This window comes from Myceligenerans crystallogenes, from assembly GCF_039529775.1.
In the GTDB taxonomy this organism is placed as follows: Bacteria; Actinomycetota; Actinomycetes; order Actinomycetales; family Cellulomonadaceae; genus Myceligenerans; species Myceligenerans crystallogenes.
On record NZ_BAAANL010000012.1, the window covers coordinates 61,336 to 77,130 of the forward strand.

Sequence of the window (15,795 nt, forward strand, 5' to 3'; positions counted from 1 at the left end):
TCATGCAGGGCATCAACCCCGGGCAGTGGCGCCTCGCGCGCGTCGAGATCGTCAACTGGGGCACGTTCCCGGGCCACCACCGGATCGACGTGGCGCGGGAGGGCTTCCTGCTGACCGGTCACTCCGGATCGGGCAAGTCCTCGCTGGTGGACGCCGTGGCGGCGGTGCTCACGCCGCCGTCGGACCTGCGGTTCAACGCGGCCGCGGCCTCGGTCGCGGGCGGCACGGGCCGCGGGGACCGGTCCGTGGCGAGCTACGTGCGCGGCGCGTGGCGGCACCGGACGGACGAGGCGACGGGCGAGGCGGTCGCGGACACGCTGCGGCCGTCCACCACGTGGAGCGGCGTGCTGCTGCGTTACGAGGACGGCGCCGGGCACGCCGCCACGCTCGTGCGGCTCATGCTGCTGCGGCGGGGCTCCGACCGGGTGGCGGACCTGTTCGTGCACCAGCCGGGAGAGGCCGACCTGCTCGACCTCGAGCCGTTCGTCCGCACCGGCCTGGACGCCCCGGGTCTGCGCAAGCACCTGCCGGAGGCCACCGTCTCGGACCGGCACGCCGCTTTCGCCGGGGCGTTCAGCGAGCGCCTCGGCGTCGGCGACCCGAGCGCGCTGGTGCTGCTGCACCGGACGCAGTCGGCGAAGAACCTGGGCAGCCTGGACGACCTGTTCCGGGACTACATGCTCGACGAGCCGATCACGTTCGGCCTGGCGGAGGCCGCGGCGCAGCAGTTCGCGGAGGTGACGCGCGCGCACGCGCGGATCGACGACGCGCGGCGGCAGCTGGAGGCGCTGGACCGGCTGGTGCCGTTGTGCCGGCAGTACGACGACGGCGCGCGCTCGGCGGTGCAGGCGGCGACGCTGCGCGGGTCGCTGGAGCCGTACCGGGACATGGTCAAGCTGGAGCTGGCCGCGGCGGCGCTGGCCGACGCGCAGCGGTCCGAGGACACGGCGGCGAACGACCGGGAGGCGGCCGAGGCGGAGTTGGAGCAGGCCGTGAGCGCCCATCGGCAGGCGGTGAGCGTGGCGCAGGTGCGCGGCGGTCAGGCGATGGCCACGCAGGGCGACCGGCTGCAGCGGGCGGGCGAGATCGCGGCGCTGGTGCGCTCGCGCCGGTCGGAGCTGGCGGCGGACCTGCAGTCGGTGGGGCTGACGCCGCCGGAGTCGTTCGCGGAGTTCTCGGCGCTGCGGGAGCTGGCGCGCACGGAGCTGGCGGCGGCGGGCGGGGACGCCGTGACGGGCGCGACGCCGGTCCTGACGGGCCCGGCGGCGCAGATGCGCAAGGCGCACGAGGCGCGGGCGGCCGTCGTGGCGGAGCACGCGCGGATCTCGGCGCAGGTGCAGGCGCTGCGCACGTCGCGCAGCAATCTCCCGGCCGAGCTGATCGCGGCGCGGCGGAAGCTGTGCGAGGTGACGGGGATCGCCGAGTCCGCGCTGCGGTTCGCGGCGGAGCTGCTGCGGGTCCGGTCCGGCCAGGAGCAGTGGGCCGGGGCGATCGAGAAGGTGCTGCGCCCGCTGGCCACGATCCTGCTCGTCCCGGCCGCCTACCAGGACGTGGTGCGTGAGGCGGTGGCGTCGTCGTCGGGCATCGACCTGGAGTTCCAGGTGGTGGGGGTGCGCGCCGACGCGCCGCGCGCGGCGTCGCACCCGGACTCGCTGATCCACAAGGTCGAGGTGGCCGACGTGCCGGGCGCGCCCTGGCTGCACCACCGGCTGTCGGACTTCGACTACCGCTGCGTGGCCGGCACCGAGGACTTCGACGACGTCGAACGGGCGGTCACGCCCGCGGGTCAGGTGAAGCACGCGGGCGATCACCTCGCGGTGCACGACGCCGCCGACCCGGGCGCGCGGATCCTCGGCGACGACATCACGGACAAGCTCGACCACCTGCTGGGGCAGGCACGGGACGTGCAGGCGCGGCTGACCGCGGCCGAGGACGCCGTCGCCGCGGCGACGAACGCCGAGCGCGACCGGCTGCAGCGGGTGTTCGCGCTGCGGCAGGTGCAGCGGCGCGAGTGGCACGACGTCGACATCGAGTCGGCCGAGCAGAACCTCGCGGAGGCGCAGCGCACGTTCGACTCGCTGCTCACCGGCACGCAGGATCTGGCCACGGCCGAGCACGACGTCGAGGAGGCGGAGGAGCGGCTGTCCGCGGCCCGCGTCACGGCCGCCGTGGCGGCGGACGTGCTCGCGGAGGCGCGGGCGGCGCGGCGCGCGATCGAGCGGGTGGTGGAGCAGCTGCGCGGCGCGTCGGCGCCGGACGCGATCCCGGACGCCCATCGCGAGGAGCTGGAGGGGCGGTACGCGCAGGTGCGCCGGACGGTCACGCACGATGTCGTGGACGAGGTGTCGCTGGCGGTGTCGCGCACGCTGGACGGCGAGCGCGAGGCGGGGCTGCGCAGCTCCGGGGCGGCCGAACGGGAGATCACCGGGCTGCTCGCGGAGTTCCGGCGGAGCTGGCCGGCGCTGACCCGGGACCTGGGTGCGGGCGTGGGCGACCGGGCGCGGTACCTGGAGCTCGCCGAGTCCGTGCGGACCCGGCGGCTGCCGGAGCTGGAGGCCGAGCTGGAGCAGATGCTGGCCGGGGTCGCGCAGCGTGCCCTGGACCGGCTCGCGGCCGAGATCCGGCAGGCGCCCGGCGTGATCCGCGAGCGGATCGTGCCGGTGAACGACTCGCTGCGCCGGTCGGAGTACGCGCCCGGGCGGTTCCTGGAGATCCGGGTCAGGGAACAGCAGCCCGCGGCGGTCCGCGAGTTCCTGGACGCGCTCGACGGGCTGGCCACGGACCGGGCGGCCGCGCTGCCGCGGCTGGAGGCGGTGATGCGCCGGCTCGGGTCGGCGGACCCCGCCGACCGCGCGTGGCGCACCCTGTGCCTGGACACGCGCCGGCACGTGCGGTTCACCGGGGTGGAGCTGGACGCGTCCGGGATGACGCTGGACGTGCACGACTCGTCGGCCGGGCTGTCCGGCGGGCAGCGCCAGAAGCTCGTCGTGTTCTGCCTGGCCGCGGCGCTGCGGTATCGCCTGGCGACGCTGCCGGACGGCACGCCGGCCTACGGCTCGGTGATCCTGGACGAGGCCTTCGACAAGGCCGACACCGAGTTCACCCGCACCGCGATGGACACGTTCCGGGACTTCGGGTTCCACATGATCCTGGCGACCCCGCTGAAGCTGCTGCAGACGCTGGAGCGGTACGTGGGCGGCGTCGGCCTGGCGACCTGCCAGGACGGCAAGGACTCCCGCATCGACGTGGTCACCCTGTCCGCGGCGCCGGTCCCCGACGGCGAGGCGGTGCCCTCCGCCAGAAGGTAGTGCGAGTCGGCCTGTTGTCGAGCAGTCGGTCACCTGTCAGTGCGGTCGGCCCCTCGAGGGACCGACTCCTCGACATCGGACCGACCTCCCCCGACGGCGAGCCGACTGCATGCCTCGCCGCGATCTCTTACGTCGCGGCGTGCCCGAGGGGCTTGAGGGCGTCGGCGCGGCCGCGGTCGTAGGCCTCGCGGGAGCCCTCGCGGAAGAGGTCCTCCGGGCCGGTGCGGACGAGGGTGGCGGCGCCCGGCCCGTCGTCGTCGGACAGGTGCCGGTCCGCGCCGCGCACGACGGCGACGGCGCGGCCCGTCGCCTTGCCGCGCACGAGCTCCGTGGCCGAGGCGATCTCGTCGACGACCGCGGTGACCGTGACGTTCAGGGGGCGGCCGTGGGTGTCGGTGCCGCCGCGCAGGTCGTCGGCGGGCGCGATGCCCGCGGCGCCGATCGCGATGTCGACGAGCGCGGCCCGCCACGGGCGCCCGGCGGTGTCCGTGACCACGACGCCGAGGCGGTCCAGGCCGAAGCGGGCGCGCAGGGCGGCGCGGAGGGCGCGCGCGGACGCGTCGGGGTCCTTCGGCAGCAGGAGGACCGTGCCCTCGGGCGTGTTGGAGGCGTCGACCCCGGCGGCGGCCATGACGAGGCCGAGCCGGTTCTCCACGATCCGCAGCGGCGGCCCGTCGGGCCGTTCGCGGGTGGCGACGACACGCACGGTCTCGTCGGTGATCGCCTGCTCACGGTCCGCGGCGGCGACGACCTGCCCCTCGGCCTTCGACACGATCTTCGAGGTCACGACGACGACGTCGCCCTCGGCCGGCCGGTCGGCGGGCTCCTGGGCGGCGAGCAGGTCCCCGATCGCGACGCCGAGGTCCGTGCCGGCGACGATCTCCGGCAGCCCCTCGGGCGCCCAGATGGTGAGGCGATGCATGGCGGCATTCTCTCCCGGGGATCTCCCGGCCGTCACGCGGCCGTGACGTTCGTCGCCGGCTGTGGATGACGGCACGCCCGTCGTGCGCGGATCTGGGACACTTGACGCATGAGTACTCCGATCCCCGGCGGGCACACGGACCCGGCCGCGACCACCACCAACGCCACGACAACCCCTGCCCCCGCGGTAGCCGGTGCCGACGTCGTACGCGCGGTGGTCAAGGGGGTACCCGACCGCGTGAGCGCGGACGGGCTGGAGGACAAGCTGAACGAGCGCTGGAGCGCCGAGGGCACGTTCGCGTTCGACCGTTCGAGGACGCGCGAGGAGATCTTCTCGATCGACACCCCGCCGCCGACGGCGTCGGGCTCGCTGCACGTGGGCCACGTGTTCTCCTACACGCACACCGACGTCCTGGCGCGGTACAAGCGCATGCGCGGGTACGAGGTGTTCTACCCGATGGGCTGGGACGACAACGGCCTGCCCACCGAGCGCCGCGTGCAGAACTACTACGGCGTGCGCTGCGACCCCTCGCTCCCCTACGTGGACGGCTTCGAGCCCCCGCACCAGGGCACCGACGGCAAGAACGTCAAGCCGGCGGACCAGGTGCCGGTGAGCCGGCGCAACTTCATCGAGCTGTGCGAGCGCCTGACGACCGAGGACGAGCAGAAGTTCGAGGAGCTCTGGCGCCGGCTCGGCCTGTCCGTGGACTGGGCGCAGACGTACCAGACGATCGGCGCGAGCTCGATCGCCACGGCGCAGAAGGCGTTCGTGCGCAACCTCGCCCGCGGCGAGGCCTACCAGGCCGAGGCGCCGGGGCTGTGGGACGTGACGTTCCAGACCGCGGTGGCGCAGGCGGAGCTGGAGGCGCGGGACTACCCCGGTCACTACCACAAGGTGGCCTTCGCCCGGCCGGACGGCGAGAAGGTGTTCATCGAGACCACGCGCCCGGAGCTGATCCCGGCCGTGGTGGCGCTCATCGCCCACCCGGACGACGAGCGGTACCAGCACCTGTTCGGCACGACGGTGACCTCGCCGCTGTTCGGCGTGGAGGTGCCGGTGCTCGCGCACCACGCCGCCGAGCCGGACAAGGGCGCGGGCATCGCGATGTGCTGCACCTTCGGTGACCTCACCGACGTGCAGTGGTGGCGCGAGCTGCAGCTGCCCATGCGGTCGATCGTGCAGCGGGACGGCCGGATCACCCGCGAGGTCCCCGCGTGGATCGCCGACGGCGCGGGCGAGGCGCTGTTCGGCGAGATCGCCGGGATGACGACGTTCAGCGCGCGCAAGGCGATCGTCGACGCGCTGCGGGCCTCGGGTGACCTCGACGGCGAGCCGGTGGCGACCCAGCGCAAGGCGAACTTCTACGAGAAGGGCGACAAGCCGCTGGAGATCGTGACCTCGCGCCAGTGGTACATCCGCAACGGCGGCCGCGACGAGGGCCTGCGCAACGAGCTCCTGGCCCGCGGCAAGGAACTCGACTTCCACCCCGACCACATGCGCGTGCGCTACGAGAACTGGGTGGGCGGCCTGAACGGCGACTGGCTGATCAGCCGCCAGCGGTTCTTCGGCGTGCCGATCCCGCTGTGGTACCCGGTGCTGGACTCGGGCGAGATCGACCACGAGCACCCGATCGTGCCGTCCGAGGACCAGCTCCCCGTGGACCCGACCTCGCAGGCCCCGGCCGGGTACACCGAGGAGCAGCGCGGTCAGGCCGGCGGCTTCGCGGGCGACGCGGACGTCATGGACACCTGGGCGACGTCGTCGCTCACGCCGCAGATCGTGGGCGGCTGGGAGCGCGACGAGGACCTGTGGCAGCGGGTGTTCCCGATGGACCTGCGCCCGCAGGGCCAGGACATCATCCGCACGTGGCTGTTCTCCACCGTGGTGCGCGCGCACCTCGAGAACGGCACGCTGCCCTGGAAGAACGCGGCGATCAGCGGCTGGATCCTCGACCCGGACCGCAAGAAGATGTCCAAGTCGAAGGGCAACGTCGTCACGCCGATGGACCTGCTCGTGGAGCACGGCTCGGACGCCGTCCGGTACTGGGCCGCCGCCGCCCGGCTCGGCGCGGACGCCGCGTTCGAGGTCGGCCAGATGAAGATCGGCCGCCGCCTGGCGATCAAGGTCCTGAACGCGTCGAAGTTCGCGCTGTCGTTCGGGCTGGACCCCGACTCGGGCGAGGGCGAGGTCCTGCTGGACCCGGCCGCCGTCACCGTCGACCTGGACCGCGCGATGCTCGCGGGCCTGGCGGGCGTCGTCGACCAGGCGACCGCCGCGTTCGAGGCCTACGACCACACGCGTGCGCTCGAGGTCACGGAGACGTTCTTCTGGACGTTCTGCGACGACTACCTGGAGCTCGTCAAGGACCGCGCCTACGGCGAGGGCGCGGGCGCGACCGGCGTCCCGGCCGGCACCGCCTCGGCGCGCACGGCCCTGGCGATCGCCCTGGACGCCCTGCTCCGGCTGCTGGCCCCCTACCTCCCGTTCGCCACGGAAGAGGTGTGGTCCTGGTGGCGCGAGGGCTCGGTGCACCGCGCCGCCTGGCCCACGGCCGAGCCGCTGCTCGCCGCCGCGTCCGGCGCGCAGCCCGGCCGGCTCACGGCGGCCGGCAACGCCCTGGCCGCCATCCGCAAGGTGAAGTCCGAGGCCAAGACGTCGATGAAGGCCCCGGTCCTGGCGGCCACCCTCGCGGTGCCCGCCGCGGACCTCGCGGCGGTCGAGTCCGCGATCGGCGACGTGCGCGCCGCGGGCCGCGTCACCGGCACCCTCACCGTGGTCGAGACCGCCGAGGGCCAGGGCGACCCGTCCGTCCAGGGCGGCATGGTGACCTCGGACGTCGAGCTGGGCGAACCCGAGCCCCGCAAGAAGGGCTGACCCCGGGCCGGGCCGGGCCGCCGTGCGGCGGCCCGGTCCCGCTCAGTTCAGCATCAGCACCACGGCGTCGCCCGCGCCGGCCGCGGCCCCGAAGAACTGGGCCAGGTCGGCGTAGGCGGTCGCGAGCGTCTCCAGACGCTCCTCCTGCGGGTGCTCCGCCGGGGCCGGGCAGCCCTCGCAGACGGCGACGTCGTAGTGCGGCGCGAGGTCGTCGAACGGCGTCGCGGTGAGGAAGTCCGCCGCGGCGGCGACGTCACCGGCCGGCAGCAGACGGGCGGTCCCGAACGCACCCGGGACGTCCAGCGGTTCGCCGCCCTGCACCACATCGATCCCGAGGCCGCCGTGCTCACGCAGCAGGCCGTGCAGACCGCCCCAGGCGAGGCCGATCGTGAAGTACCGGGCCTCGCCGGGCGGCACGTCTCGCTCGACCCATTCGTCTGCAAGCGCTTCCACCCGGGCGGCAACCCAGTCGCGGTCCGTGGCAGCCCGGTCCGTGTCGGCCGCGCCGAGTCGTGCGTACTCGCACTGGACCCCGCTCAGCACCGCGGTCAGGCTCGGTGTGTTCCCCTCGTGATTCCCCATGGCCGGGCACGCTAGCGAGGAACCACCACCGGACGGGCCCGGCATAACGACCTTACCCATCGCAACATCACCGAACGCCGACAGTCTTTACGAGAACTTCACATTCATCAGGGAACGCGAAGAGGCTTCGCACGACATACACCGGACTTAAGGGTCGGCTCCCGTGGGCCAGGGGCCGACGGCGGCCGCGGCCTTCCGCACCCTGAAGGCGGCGTCAGCCCCCCGTGGGCCCAGGAGCCGGCCCGCGTCCGCGTCCGCCTACACGCGGTCCCCGCGGAGCCGTACGTCGTCCCCGGACATGGTGGCGGCCACCTCGTGCGGCGTCTCGCCGTCGTGCCAGCGCAGCGTGGCGGCCACGCCGTCGGGGATCCCGGAGTGGCCGGCACCGACCGACCCCTCGGGCGCGAAGGTCAGCCCCGCGTCCTGCCCGATGGCGGCCCTGACCAGCGCCACCACGGCCGGGAGCTCCCGGATGCCGTCCGGTCCGACGCCCAGGGCCTCCAGGTCCTCGCGCGCCGGCGCGATGTGCACCGGCTCGGGGCCCACCCACAGCGTGCGCCCGTTCATCTGCCCGCCGCCGTTGCCGTACTCCTCGGCGAACACGAGCTCGGCGACCTGCCCCCGGGCCAGCACCGCGACGACGTCGCCCACCGACGAGACGGCTCCCTCGTCGCGCCCGAGCCCCTGGCGCAGCTGGGCGAGGACCCGCTCGCGCCGCCGCTCGCGGAAGCTGTCGAGGGCCTCGGAGACGCGGTCCGTGAAGCTCCCGCCACCGTTCGACGCCGCCCCGCGCCGCGCTCCCCCGGGCACCTCGACGCAGCACTCGGCGACCGGCCGGTGCAGGCGCTCGTGCACCAGGGAGACCGCCCGCACGTCCCCGGTGAGGATCACCAGCTCGGGGTGCGTCGCGTCGACGCGGCGCTCCACCTCCGCCGCGATCGCGTCCGCGTTGCGGCCCCACGAGTCCTCCGCACGGGACTCGATCCGGGTCTGGGAGGTGCCCGGCGAGGCCACCTTGGCGATCTCGTCGTGCGGGGCCGTGTACACCTCGTACGACCGCCCGGCGAAGCCCGCCCGCATGAAGTCGGCGCCCTGCCGGTCGATCGTGACCATGAGCAGCTCGACCGACTCGTCCGCGGCCCGGATCGTCTGGACCAGCTCGGGGACCGGCGACCACCTCGCCTTCGTGGAGGTCGGCGGCTCGTGCAGCACCCGGTCCACCAGGACCCCCGTCCCGTCGGCGACGACGACCCGCCCGTGCGGGCCCGCCACCCACGTCGGGCGGTCCACCACCTCCTCGACGGCGTCGAGGACGTCCTGGGGTGCGCCCTGCGCGACGAGGTCCTTGCGCGCCGCCCGCCAGCGGTTCGCGACGTCGCGGTCCGCGGCCTTGTCCGACGGCGTCGCGTCGAGGTACAGGGTGGCGAAGGGCCCCGGGTGTCCGAGGAGCGGCTTGAGCCAGTCGATCTTCATTCCGGCCTCCTGGGGGTGATCACTCGATCCCTCCAGCCTCCGCCGATCACCCGGCTTTCGCCACCCCAACGGCGTCGTCCCGGTGAGCCGGCCGCCGGCGCCCGCGTGCCCCCGGCACCGCCGCCCTACTCAGCGGCTCTTCAAGCGTAGGTGTCCAGCTCCGGGATCTCCTCGCCCGCGTGCCGGCGCGCGATGAGCTCGTGCTGGCGGATGACCTCGCTCACGATGAACTGGCGGAACTGCACGGCGAAGTCCGGGTCGAGGCCCGAGGACTCGGCGATCCGCGTCAGCCGGTCGATCTGCTGCGCGTCCCGCGTCGGGTCGGCCGGCGGCATGTTCCCGACCGCCTTGAACTGACCCACCTGACGGGTCAGCTTGAACCGTTCCGCGAGCAGGTGCACGAGGGCCGCGTCGATGTTGTCGATGCTCGCGCGCAGCGCGTGGATCTCCTGCGGCATCGTCGACGGGGTGGATTCCGAGGTCATGGCACGAGGCTAACGCGGGCGGCGCCGCCGGTCGCCCGGTCGCCGTACTCCGGGAAACTTCGGCGGGCGGCCGGCAACCCTCGTCGCACCCGTGCGGGCGTCCCCCGCGCCCGCGCTCAGGCCGACTTCTGGCGCCGCACCGGCGTGCGCCGCGGCACCACCGTCGGGTTGACGTTCTCCAGCACCACGTCGCGCGAGATCAGGACGCGCTCGACGTCGTCCCGGCTCGGGACGTCGAACATGACCTGCTGGAGCACCTCTTCCATGATCGCGCGCAGGCCGCGCGCGCCGGTGCCGCGCAGCAGCGCCTGATCCGCGATCGCCTGCACGGCGCCGTCGTCGAACTCGAGCTCGACGCCGTCGATCTGGAACATGCGCTGGTACTGCTTGACGAGCGCGTTGCGCGGCTCGGTGAGGATGCGCACGAGCGCGTCGCGGTCGAGCGGCGAGACCGACGCGACCACGGGCAGGCGGCCGATGAACTCGGGGATCAGGCCGTACTTCTGCAGGTCCTCGGGGCGCACCTCGGCGAAGAGGTCCTCGTCGCCCCCGGTCTCCATCGGCGCGGCGAACCCGATGCCGCGCTTGCGGGAGCGGGAGGCGACGATGTCGTCGAGGCCCGCGAAGGCCCCGGCCACGATGAACAGCACGTTCGTCGTGTCGATCTGGATGAACTCCTGGTGCGGGTGCTTGCGCCCGCCCTGCGGCGGGACCGAGGCGCTCGTGCCCTCGATGATCTTCAGCAGCGCCTGCTGCACGCCCTCGCCGGACACGTCGCGCGTGATCGAGGGGTTCTCCGCCTTGCGGGCCACCTTGTCGACCTCGTCGATGTAGATGATCCCGGTCTCGGCCTTCTTCACGTCGAAGTCGGCGGCCTGGATGAGTTTCAGGAGGATGTTCTCGACGTCCTCGCCCACGTAGCCGGCCTCGGTCAGGGCCGTGGCGTCCGCGATGGCGAACGGCACGTTGAGCATCTTGGCGAGCGTCTGCGCGAGGTACGTCTTGCCCGTGCCCGTGGGCCCGATGAGCAGGATGTTCGACTTCGCGATCTCGACGTGGTCCATGTCGTCCTGGCTGCCGGGCGCCTTGGGCCCGCTGCTCGCCTGGATCCGCTTGTAGTGGTTGTAGACCGCGACGGCCAGGGCCCGCTTGGCGGACTCCTGACCGATGATGTACTGCTCGAGGAAGTCGAAGATCTCCCGGGGCTTGGGCAACTCGGTCAGCCCGACCTCGGCCGACTCGTTCATCTCCTCGTCGATGATCTCGTTGCACAGCTCGATGCACTCGTTGCAGATATAGACGCCCGGGCCCGCGATCAGCTTGATGACCTGCTTCTGGGACTTGCCGCAGAAGTTGCACTTCAGCAGCTCAGCGCCGTCACCGATACGCGCCACGTATTCGTCTCCTCGCTCCTGCGCTCATCCGAGCGTCCGGGCTCTGGTCGGGCGATCCTGCTTCCCATTGCACACCACCGGAGGGCCGGTTGTCAGCCGGTCGAGCGGTGCGTCGCACAGATGTGATTCTGGCTCGCACCCGCAACATTGCCATGATTTCGACGGCGTGTCTCGTTTTTCGGACAGCATCTTCCGCCGTGCCGCTCGCGGTGGCCGGGCCCGTGCCGGGCGGGCCCGGCCACCGCAGGTGTCACCGCGTGACGACCTGGACCTTGCGCGACTCCAGGACCTGGTCCACGAGGCCGTAGTTCTTCGCCTCGGTGGCGGTCAGGATCTTGTCGCGCTCGATGTCGTTGCGCACCTCGTCGAGCGACTTGCCGGAGTGCGTCGACAGGGCCTGCTCCAGCCACTCGCGCATCCGGATGAGCTCGTTCGCGTGGATCTCGATGTCGGACGCCTGCGCGTAGCCGCCGCCCTCCATCGCGGGCTGGTGGATCAGCACGCGCGCGTTCGGCAGCGCCAGGCGCTTGCCCGGCTGGCCCGCGGCGAGCAGCACCGCCGCGGCCGACGCCGCCTGCCCGAGGCAGACGGTCTGGATCTGCGGCTTGACGTACTGCATCGTGTCGTACAGCGCCGTCATCGCCGTGAACGAACCACCCGGCGAGTTGATGTACAGGATGATGTCGCGGTCCGGGTCCTGGGACTCCAGGACCAGCAGCTGCGCCATCACGTCGTCCGCCGAGGCGTCGTCGACCTGGACGCCCAGGAAGATGATGCGGTCCTCGAACAGCTTGGTGTACGGGTCCTGGCGCTTGAACCCGTAGGCGGTGCGCTCCTCGAACTGCGGCAGCACGTAGCGGCTCGACGGCGCTCCCGTGTACGGCACGCCGAAACCTGCGGATGCCGTGGGGCGGGCGTACGAACCGGCCAGGCGTTCGGCGGCCGCCATGAACTGGGCTTCAGGGCTCACTGTGGGTCTCCTCGATCCTCGAAGTATGGGGCGCGTCAGGACGCGCTGTTCATGCCGCCGCCGCCGGCCAGGCTCGCGGACTCCACGACGTGGTCGATGAAGCCGTACTCGAGGGCCTCGGGCGCCGTGAACCACTTGTCGCGGTCGCTGTCCTTGCTGACCTGCTCGAGCGTGTGACCGGTCTGCTCGGCGGTGAGCTCGGCGAGCACCCGCTTCATGTGCATGATCAGCTCCGCGTTGATCCGCACGTCGGTGGCCGTGCCACCGATGCCGCCCGACGGCTGGTGCATCATCACGCGGGCGTGCGGCGTCGCGTAGCGCTTGCCCTTGGCGCCCGAGCTGAGCAGGAACTGGCCCATCGAGGCCGCCATGCCCATCGCCACGGTCGCCACGTCGGGCTGCACGAACTGCATCGTGTCGTAGATCGCCATACCGGCGGTGATCGAGCCGCCCGGCGAGTTGATGTACAGCCAGATGTCCTTTTCCGGGTCCTCGGCGGCCAGGAGCATCATCTGCGCGCAGATCGCGTTGGCGTTGTCGTCACGCACCTCCGAGCCGAGCCAGATGATGCGCTCCTTGAGGAGCCGGTTGTAGATCGAGTCGTTCAGGCCGAAGCCCGCGCCCTCCGCTCGTGCCACCGGCCCGGCGTCCGTCCGCAGCAGATCGTTCACGTCCCACTCCTTGAATGTTCCGAATGTTCCGGCATCCTGCTCAAGCTTGTCGATCGACCCTAACGCGCCGGACCACGCCCCAACTCCCCTGCCGAGCCCCTTTTCGCCGACAGCGCACGGGCGCTGCCGTGGGCGTAATCCCCGGGGTTTCCCCAGGGCTCCCGCGAGGAAACGACGGCGCCCGGGGCACCCTCCTGCGAGAGGCTCCCGGGCGCCGTCGTGCGTCCTGCGACCGGCCGTGGGGTCAGGCCTTGGCGGGCTGCTCCGTCGTGTCCTGCGGGGCGTCGGCCTCGGCGTCCGCCGCGGCCTGCGCCTCGGCCATCGCCTGCTCCAGCGCGGACTGCTGCTCGTCGAGCTCGTCCGAGCCGATGAACTGCGACAGGTCGACGACGTTGCCCGCCGAGTCCTTGACCTCGATCTTGCGCAGCGCCACGGCCAGCGCCTTGGACCGCGCGACCTCGCCGACCATCGCGGGGATCTGGCCGCCCTGCTCGAGGGTCTTGATGAACTCCTGCGGCTCCATGCCGTACTGGCGCGACATGCTCACCAGGTACTCGACGAGCTCGCCCTGGCCGACCTTGACCTCGAGCTTCTCGGCCAGCGTGTCCAGCAGGATCTGGTTCTTGATCGCCTTGGTCGCGTCCACGGTGACCTCGGCGCGGTGCTCGTCGTCCTCGAGGCGGCTCTCGTTCTCCAGGTGACGGTGCACCTCGGCCTCGACGACACCGGTCGGCACCGGGACCTCGACGGCCTCGAGCAGCTTCTCCAGCAGCGCGTCGCGGGCGGCCACGGCCTGGTCCGACGTCTTGCCCTCGGCGGCCTGGCCGCGCAGGTCCTCCTTGAGCTCGTCCAGCGTGTCGAACTCGGAGGCGAGCTGCGCGAAGTCGTCGTCGGCCTCGGGCAGGTCACGCTGCTTGACGCTGCTCGCGGTGACGGTGACGTCCGCCTCCTGGCCCTCGTGCTCGCCGCCGGCGAGCGGCGCCTTGAACGTCGTGGTCTCCTCCGCCGACAGGCCCGTCAGGGCCTCGTCCAGGCCCTCGAGCATGTTGCCCGAGCCGATCTGGTACGACACGCCCGAGACCGAGTCGACCTCCTCGTCGCCGATCTTGGCGGACAGGTCCAGGACGACGTAGTCGCCCTCGGCGGCCGGGCGGTCCACGCCGACCAGCGTGCCGAAGCGCTCGCGCAGCGCGTCGAGACGCTCGGTGACGTCCTCGTCGCTCACCTCGGACGGGTCGACCACGAGGTCGATCGTGTCGAGCTCCGGCAGGTCGAGCTCGGGGCGCACCTCGACGTCGGCGGTGAACTTCAGCTGGCCCTCGCCGGCCTTGGCCGGGACCTCGGTGACGTCGACCGACGGCTGCGCCAGCGGGCGCAGCTCGTTCTCGGCGACCGCCTGCCGGTAGAAGTCGTTCAGCCCGTCGTTCACGGCGTGCTCGACGACGGCGCCCCAGCCGACGCGCTGGTCGATGATCCGCGGCGGGACCTTGCCCTTGCGGAAGCCGGGGATGTTCACCTGCTCCGCGATGTGCTGGTAGGCGTGGTCGATGCTCGGCCTGAGCTCGTCGTAGTCCACCTCGACAGTCAGCTTGACCTTGGTGGGCTCCAGGGTCTCGACGGCGCTCTTCACTTCGTTGGTCTCCAGATGATCGGGGGTGCGCTCACCCGGGAGCCGGAGGCGGTCGCGGTACGACGGCGGAAGCCACCTGGCGGGCGCGAGATGCAGAATCGTGCGAGAGATGCACGGCAATCCCAGCCATCCTACGCCCGAACCCGGATCCTGCCGAACGCAACGGGCAGCGGCCGGGCGGCGCGGCGGACACCGCCCGGCGGTCACGACGGGACGACGCCGGGAACGACCACGAGCGGGCGCCCCGCGCCGGGTTTGCACGTCCCGCCCGCACCGCGCACGATGCGCTCATGGACGAGCTCAACCGGCAGATCGTCGAGCACCTCCTGAAGGACGGTCGCGCGACGTACCAGGAGGTCGGCAACGCCGTGGGCCTGTCCGCCCCGGCGGTCAAGCGCCGCGTCGACCTCATGCTGGCGCGGGGCGAGATCACGGGCTTCACCGTGCACGTCAAGCCGGCCGCGATGGGCTGGACCCTGGAGGGCTACGTCGAGATCTTCTGCGACGGCATCGTCTCGCCCGCGGTGCTGCGGCGGGAGCTGTCGCCCATCCCGGAGGTGGTCCGGGTCGCGACGGTGACGGGCGACGCCGACGCGATCGTCCACGTCGTGGCGCCGGACATGGCGAGCATCGAGCGCACGGTGGAGCGGATCCGCAACGCGTCCCACATCGTCAAGACCCGCACGTCGCTGGTCATGTCGCGCGTGGTGGACCGCCCGGAGGCGTGACGGCCCCGGCGGCGCCCGGGCCGGCCCTCACCAGCCGGGCCTCACCCGCCGGCCACCTCCAGCCCGCCCGGCTCCGGGATCCTGGCCTCGGCGACCCATTCGCCGCTCGCGTACCCGTCGCGCCGGGCCGTGACCGTGCACCGGATGGCGTGCCCCTCGTGCTCGGACCGCACCCAGACCCGGTCCTGCGTCTGCACCTCCGCCTCGCCGACGACCTCGCCGGTGTCCAGGTCGCGCCAGCGCCACTCGTAGGTGACCTCCGGATCCTGGTCGACCCGGCACGACGCGTCGCCCCACCGGCTCGACCGCTCCGCCTCCCAGAGCGTGATCTCGCACCTCGGCGTGCGGACCCGCGGCCGCGGCACGGGCGCCGTGAAGCCGGTCAGCTCGGACCGCCTCTCGTAGCCGTCCCGCGTGGCGGTGACGCGGGCCTGGATGACGCTGCCGACGTCGGCGAGCGCGACGACGTACGTGCACGACCCGAGGTTCTGCCGCTCGATGCCCCCGACGCTCCACGTGCAGGTCACCGCCTGCGGGCTCGGGCTGAAGCCCACGGCCTGGGCGGTGATCTCCTCGCCGACCTCGACGCTCTCCGGCAGCCGCGCCGAACCGGCGGCGAAGCTGCGCGGCCCGGCCTCCTGACGCCGGCCGGGCTCCGCGACCGCGTCCGGCGCCGGCGACCAGCCCGGCGACGTCGCCCAGGCCGGCGGCCCGCCGGAGGGGGCGGACGACGGCGTCGTCGTCGGCGACGGCGGCGC

12 protein-coding genes are annotated in these 15,795 nt (G+C 72.7%); 3 read left to right on the forward strand and 9 right to left on the reverse strand.

What is annotated here, in order from left to right:
- Window positions 1-2: 2 nt before the first annotated feature.
- The gene (locus tag ABD208_RS20060; protein WP_344106528.1) at window positions 3-3,308 is read left to right on the forward strand and encodes an ATP-binding protein; all 3,306 of its coding nucleotides are present in this window, start codon (window positions 3-5) and stop codon (window positions 3,306-3,308) included.
- Window positions 3,309-3,435: 127 nt separating this feature from the next.
- Here ABD208_RS20060 and cofE read toward each other — a convergent pair whose 3' ends face one another.
- Entirely contained in the window at window positions 3,436-4,230 is a 795-nt protein-coding gene (gene cofE, locus ABD208_RS20065) for a coenzyme F420-0:L-glutamate ligase (RefSeq protein ID WP_344106530.1), read from the reverse strand.
- Between the two features lie 108 nt (window positions 4,231-4,338).
- Between cofE and valS the strand changes: the two genes are divergently transcribed.
- On the forward strand, window positions 4,339-7,104 hold the full coding sequence (gene valS / locus ABD208_RS20070) for a valine--tRNA ligase (protein ID WP_344106532.1): 2,766 nt from the start codon (window positions 4,339-4,341) through the stop codon (window positions 7,102-7,104).
- A 42-nt stretch (window positions 7,105-7,146) separates the two neighbouring features.
- Here valS and ABD208_RS20075 read toward each other — a convergent pair whose 3' ends face one another.
- From ABD208_RS20075 to tig, 7 genes are all read right to left on the reverse strand, one after another.
- On the reverse strand, window positions 7,147-7,686 hold the full coding sequence (locus ABD208_RS20075) for a DUF1877 family protein (protein ID WP_344106534.1): 540 nt from the start codon (window positions 7,684-7,686) through the stop codon (window positions 7,147-7,149).
- Window positions 7,687-7,944: 258 nt separating this feature from the next.
- A complete protein-coding gene (locus ABD208_RS20080) occupies window positions 7,945-9,159 on the reverse strand; it encodes a baeRF2 domain-containing protein (RefSeq protein ID WP_344106536.1) in 1,215 nt (404 codons plus the stop codon).
- 140 nt (window positions 9,160-9,299) lie between these two features.
- Window positions 9,300-9,644, reverse strand: a complete 345-nt coding sequence (locus ABD208_RS20085) for a chorismate mutase (RefSeq protein ID WP_344106538.1) — start codon at window positions 9,642-9,644, stop codon at window positions 9,300-9,302.
- A 116-nt stretch (window positions 9,645-9,760) separates the two neighbouring features.
- On the reverse strand, window positions 9,761-11,038 hold the full coding sequence (gene clpX, locus ABD208_RS20090) for an ATP-dependent Clp protease ATP-binding subunit ClpX (protein WP_344106540.1): 1,278 nt from the start codon (window positions 11,036-11,038) through the stop codon (window positions 9,761-9,763).
- Window positions 11,039-11,288: 250 nt separating this feature from the next.
- The gene (locus tag ABD208_RS20095) at window positions 11,289-12,008 is read right to left on the reverse strand and encodes an ATP-dependent Clp protease proteolytic subunit (protein ID WP_344106542.1); all 720 of its coding nucleotides are present in this window, start codon (window positions 12,006-12,008) and stop codon (window positions 11,289-11,291) included.
- A 35-nt stretch (window positions 12,009-12,043) separates the two neighbouring features.
- Window positions 12,044-12,679 (reverse strand): ATP-dependent Clp protease proteolytic subunit, encoded by a 636-nt coding sequence (locus ABD208_RS20100; RefSeq protein ID WP_344106543.1) that lies wholly within the window; start codon window positions 12,677-12,679, stop codon window positions 12,044-12,046.
- Between the two features lie 244 nt (window positions 12,680-12,923).
- On the reverse strand, window positions 12,924-14,309 hold the full coding sequence (gene tig, locus ABD208_RS20105) for a trigger factor (protein WP_344106545.1): 1,386 nt from the start codon (window positions 14,307-14,309) through the stop codon (window positions 12,924-12,926).
- A gap of 290 nt (window positions 14,310-14,599) precedes the next feature.
- Between tig and ABD208_RS20110 the strand changes: the two genes are divergently transcribed.
- The gene (locus ABD208_RS20110) at window positions 14,600-15,037 is read left to right on the forward strand and encodes an Lrp/AsnC family transcriptional regulator (protein WP_344106547.1); all 438 of its coding nucleotides are present in this window, start codon (window positions 14,600-14,602) and stop codon (window positions 15,035-15,037) included.
- A gap of 41 nt (window positions 15,038-15,078) precedes the next feature.
- Here ABD208_RS20110 and ABD208_RS20115 read toward each other — a convergent pair.
- Window positions 15,079-15,795: hypothetical protein (locus tag ABD208_RS20115; RefSeq protein WP_344106549.1), on the reverse strand; the 717-nt coding region annotated here is incomplete at its 5' end.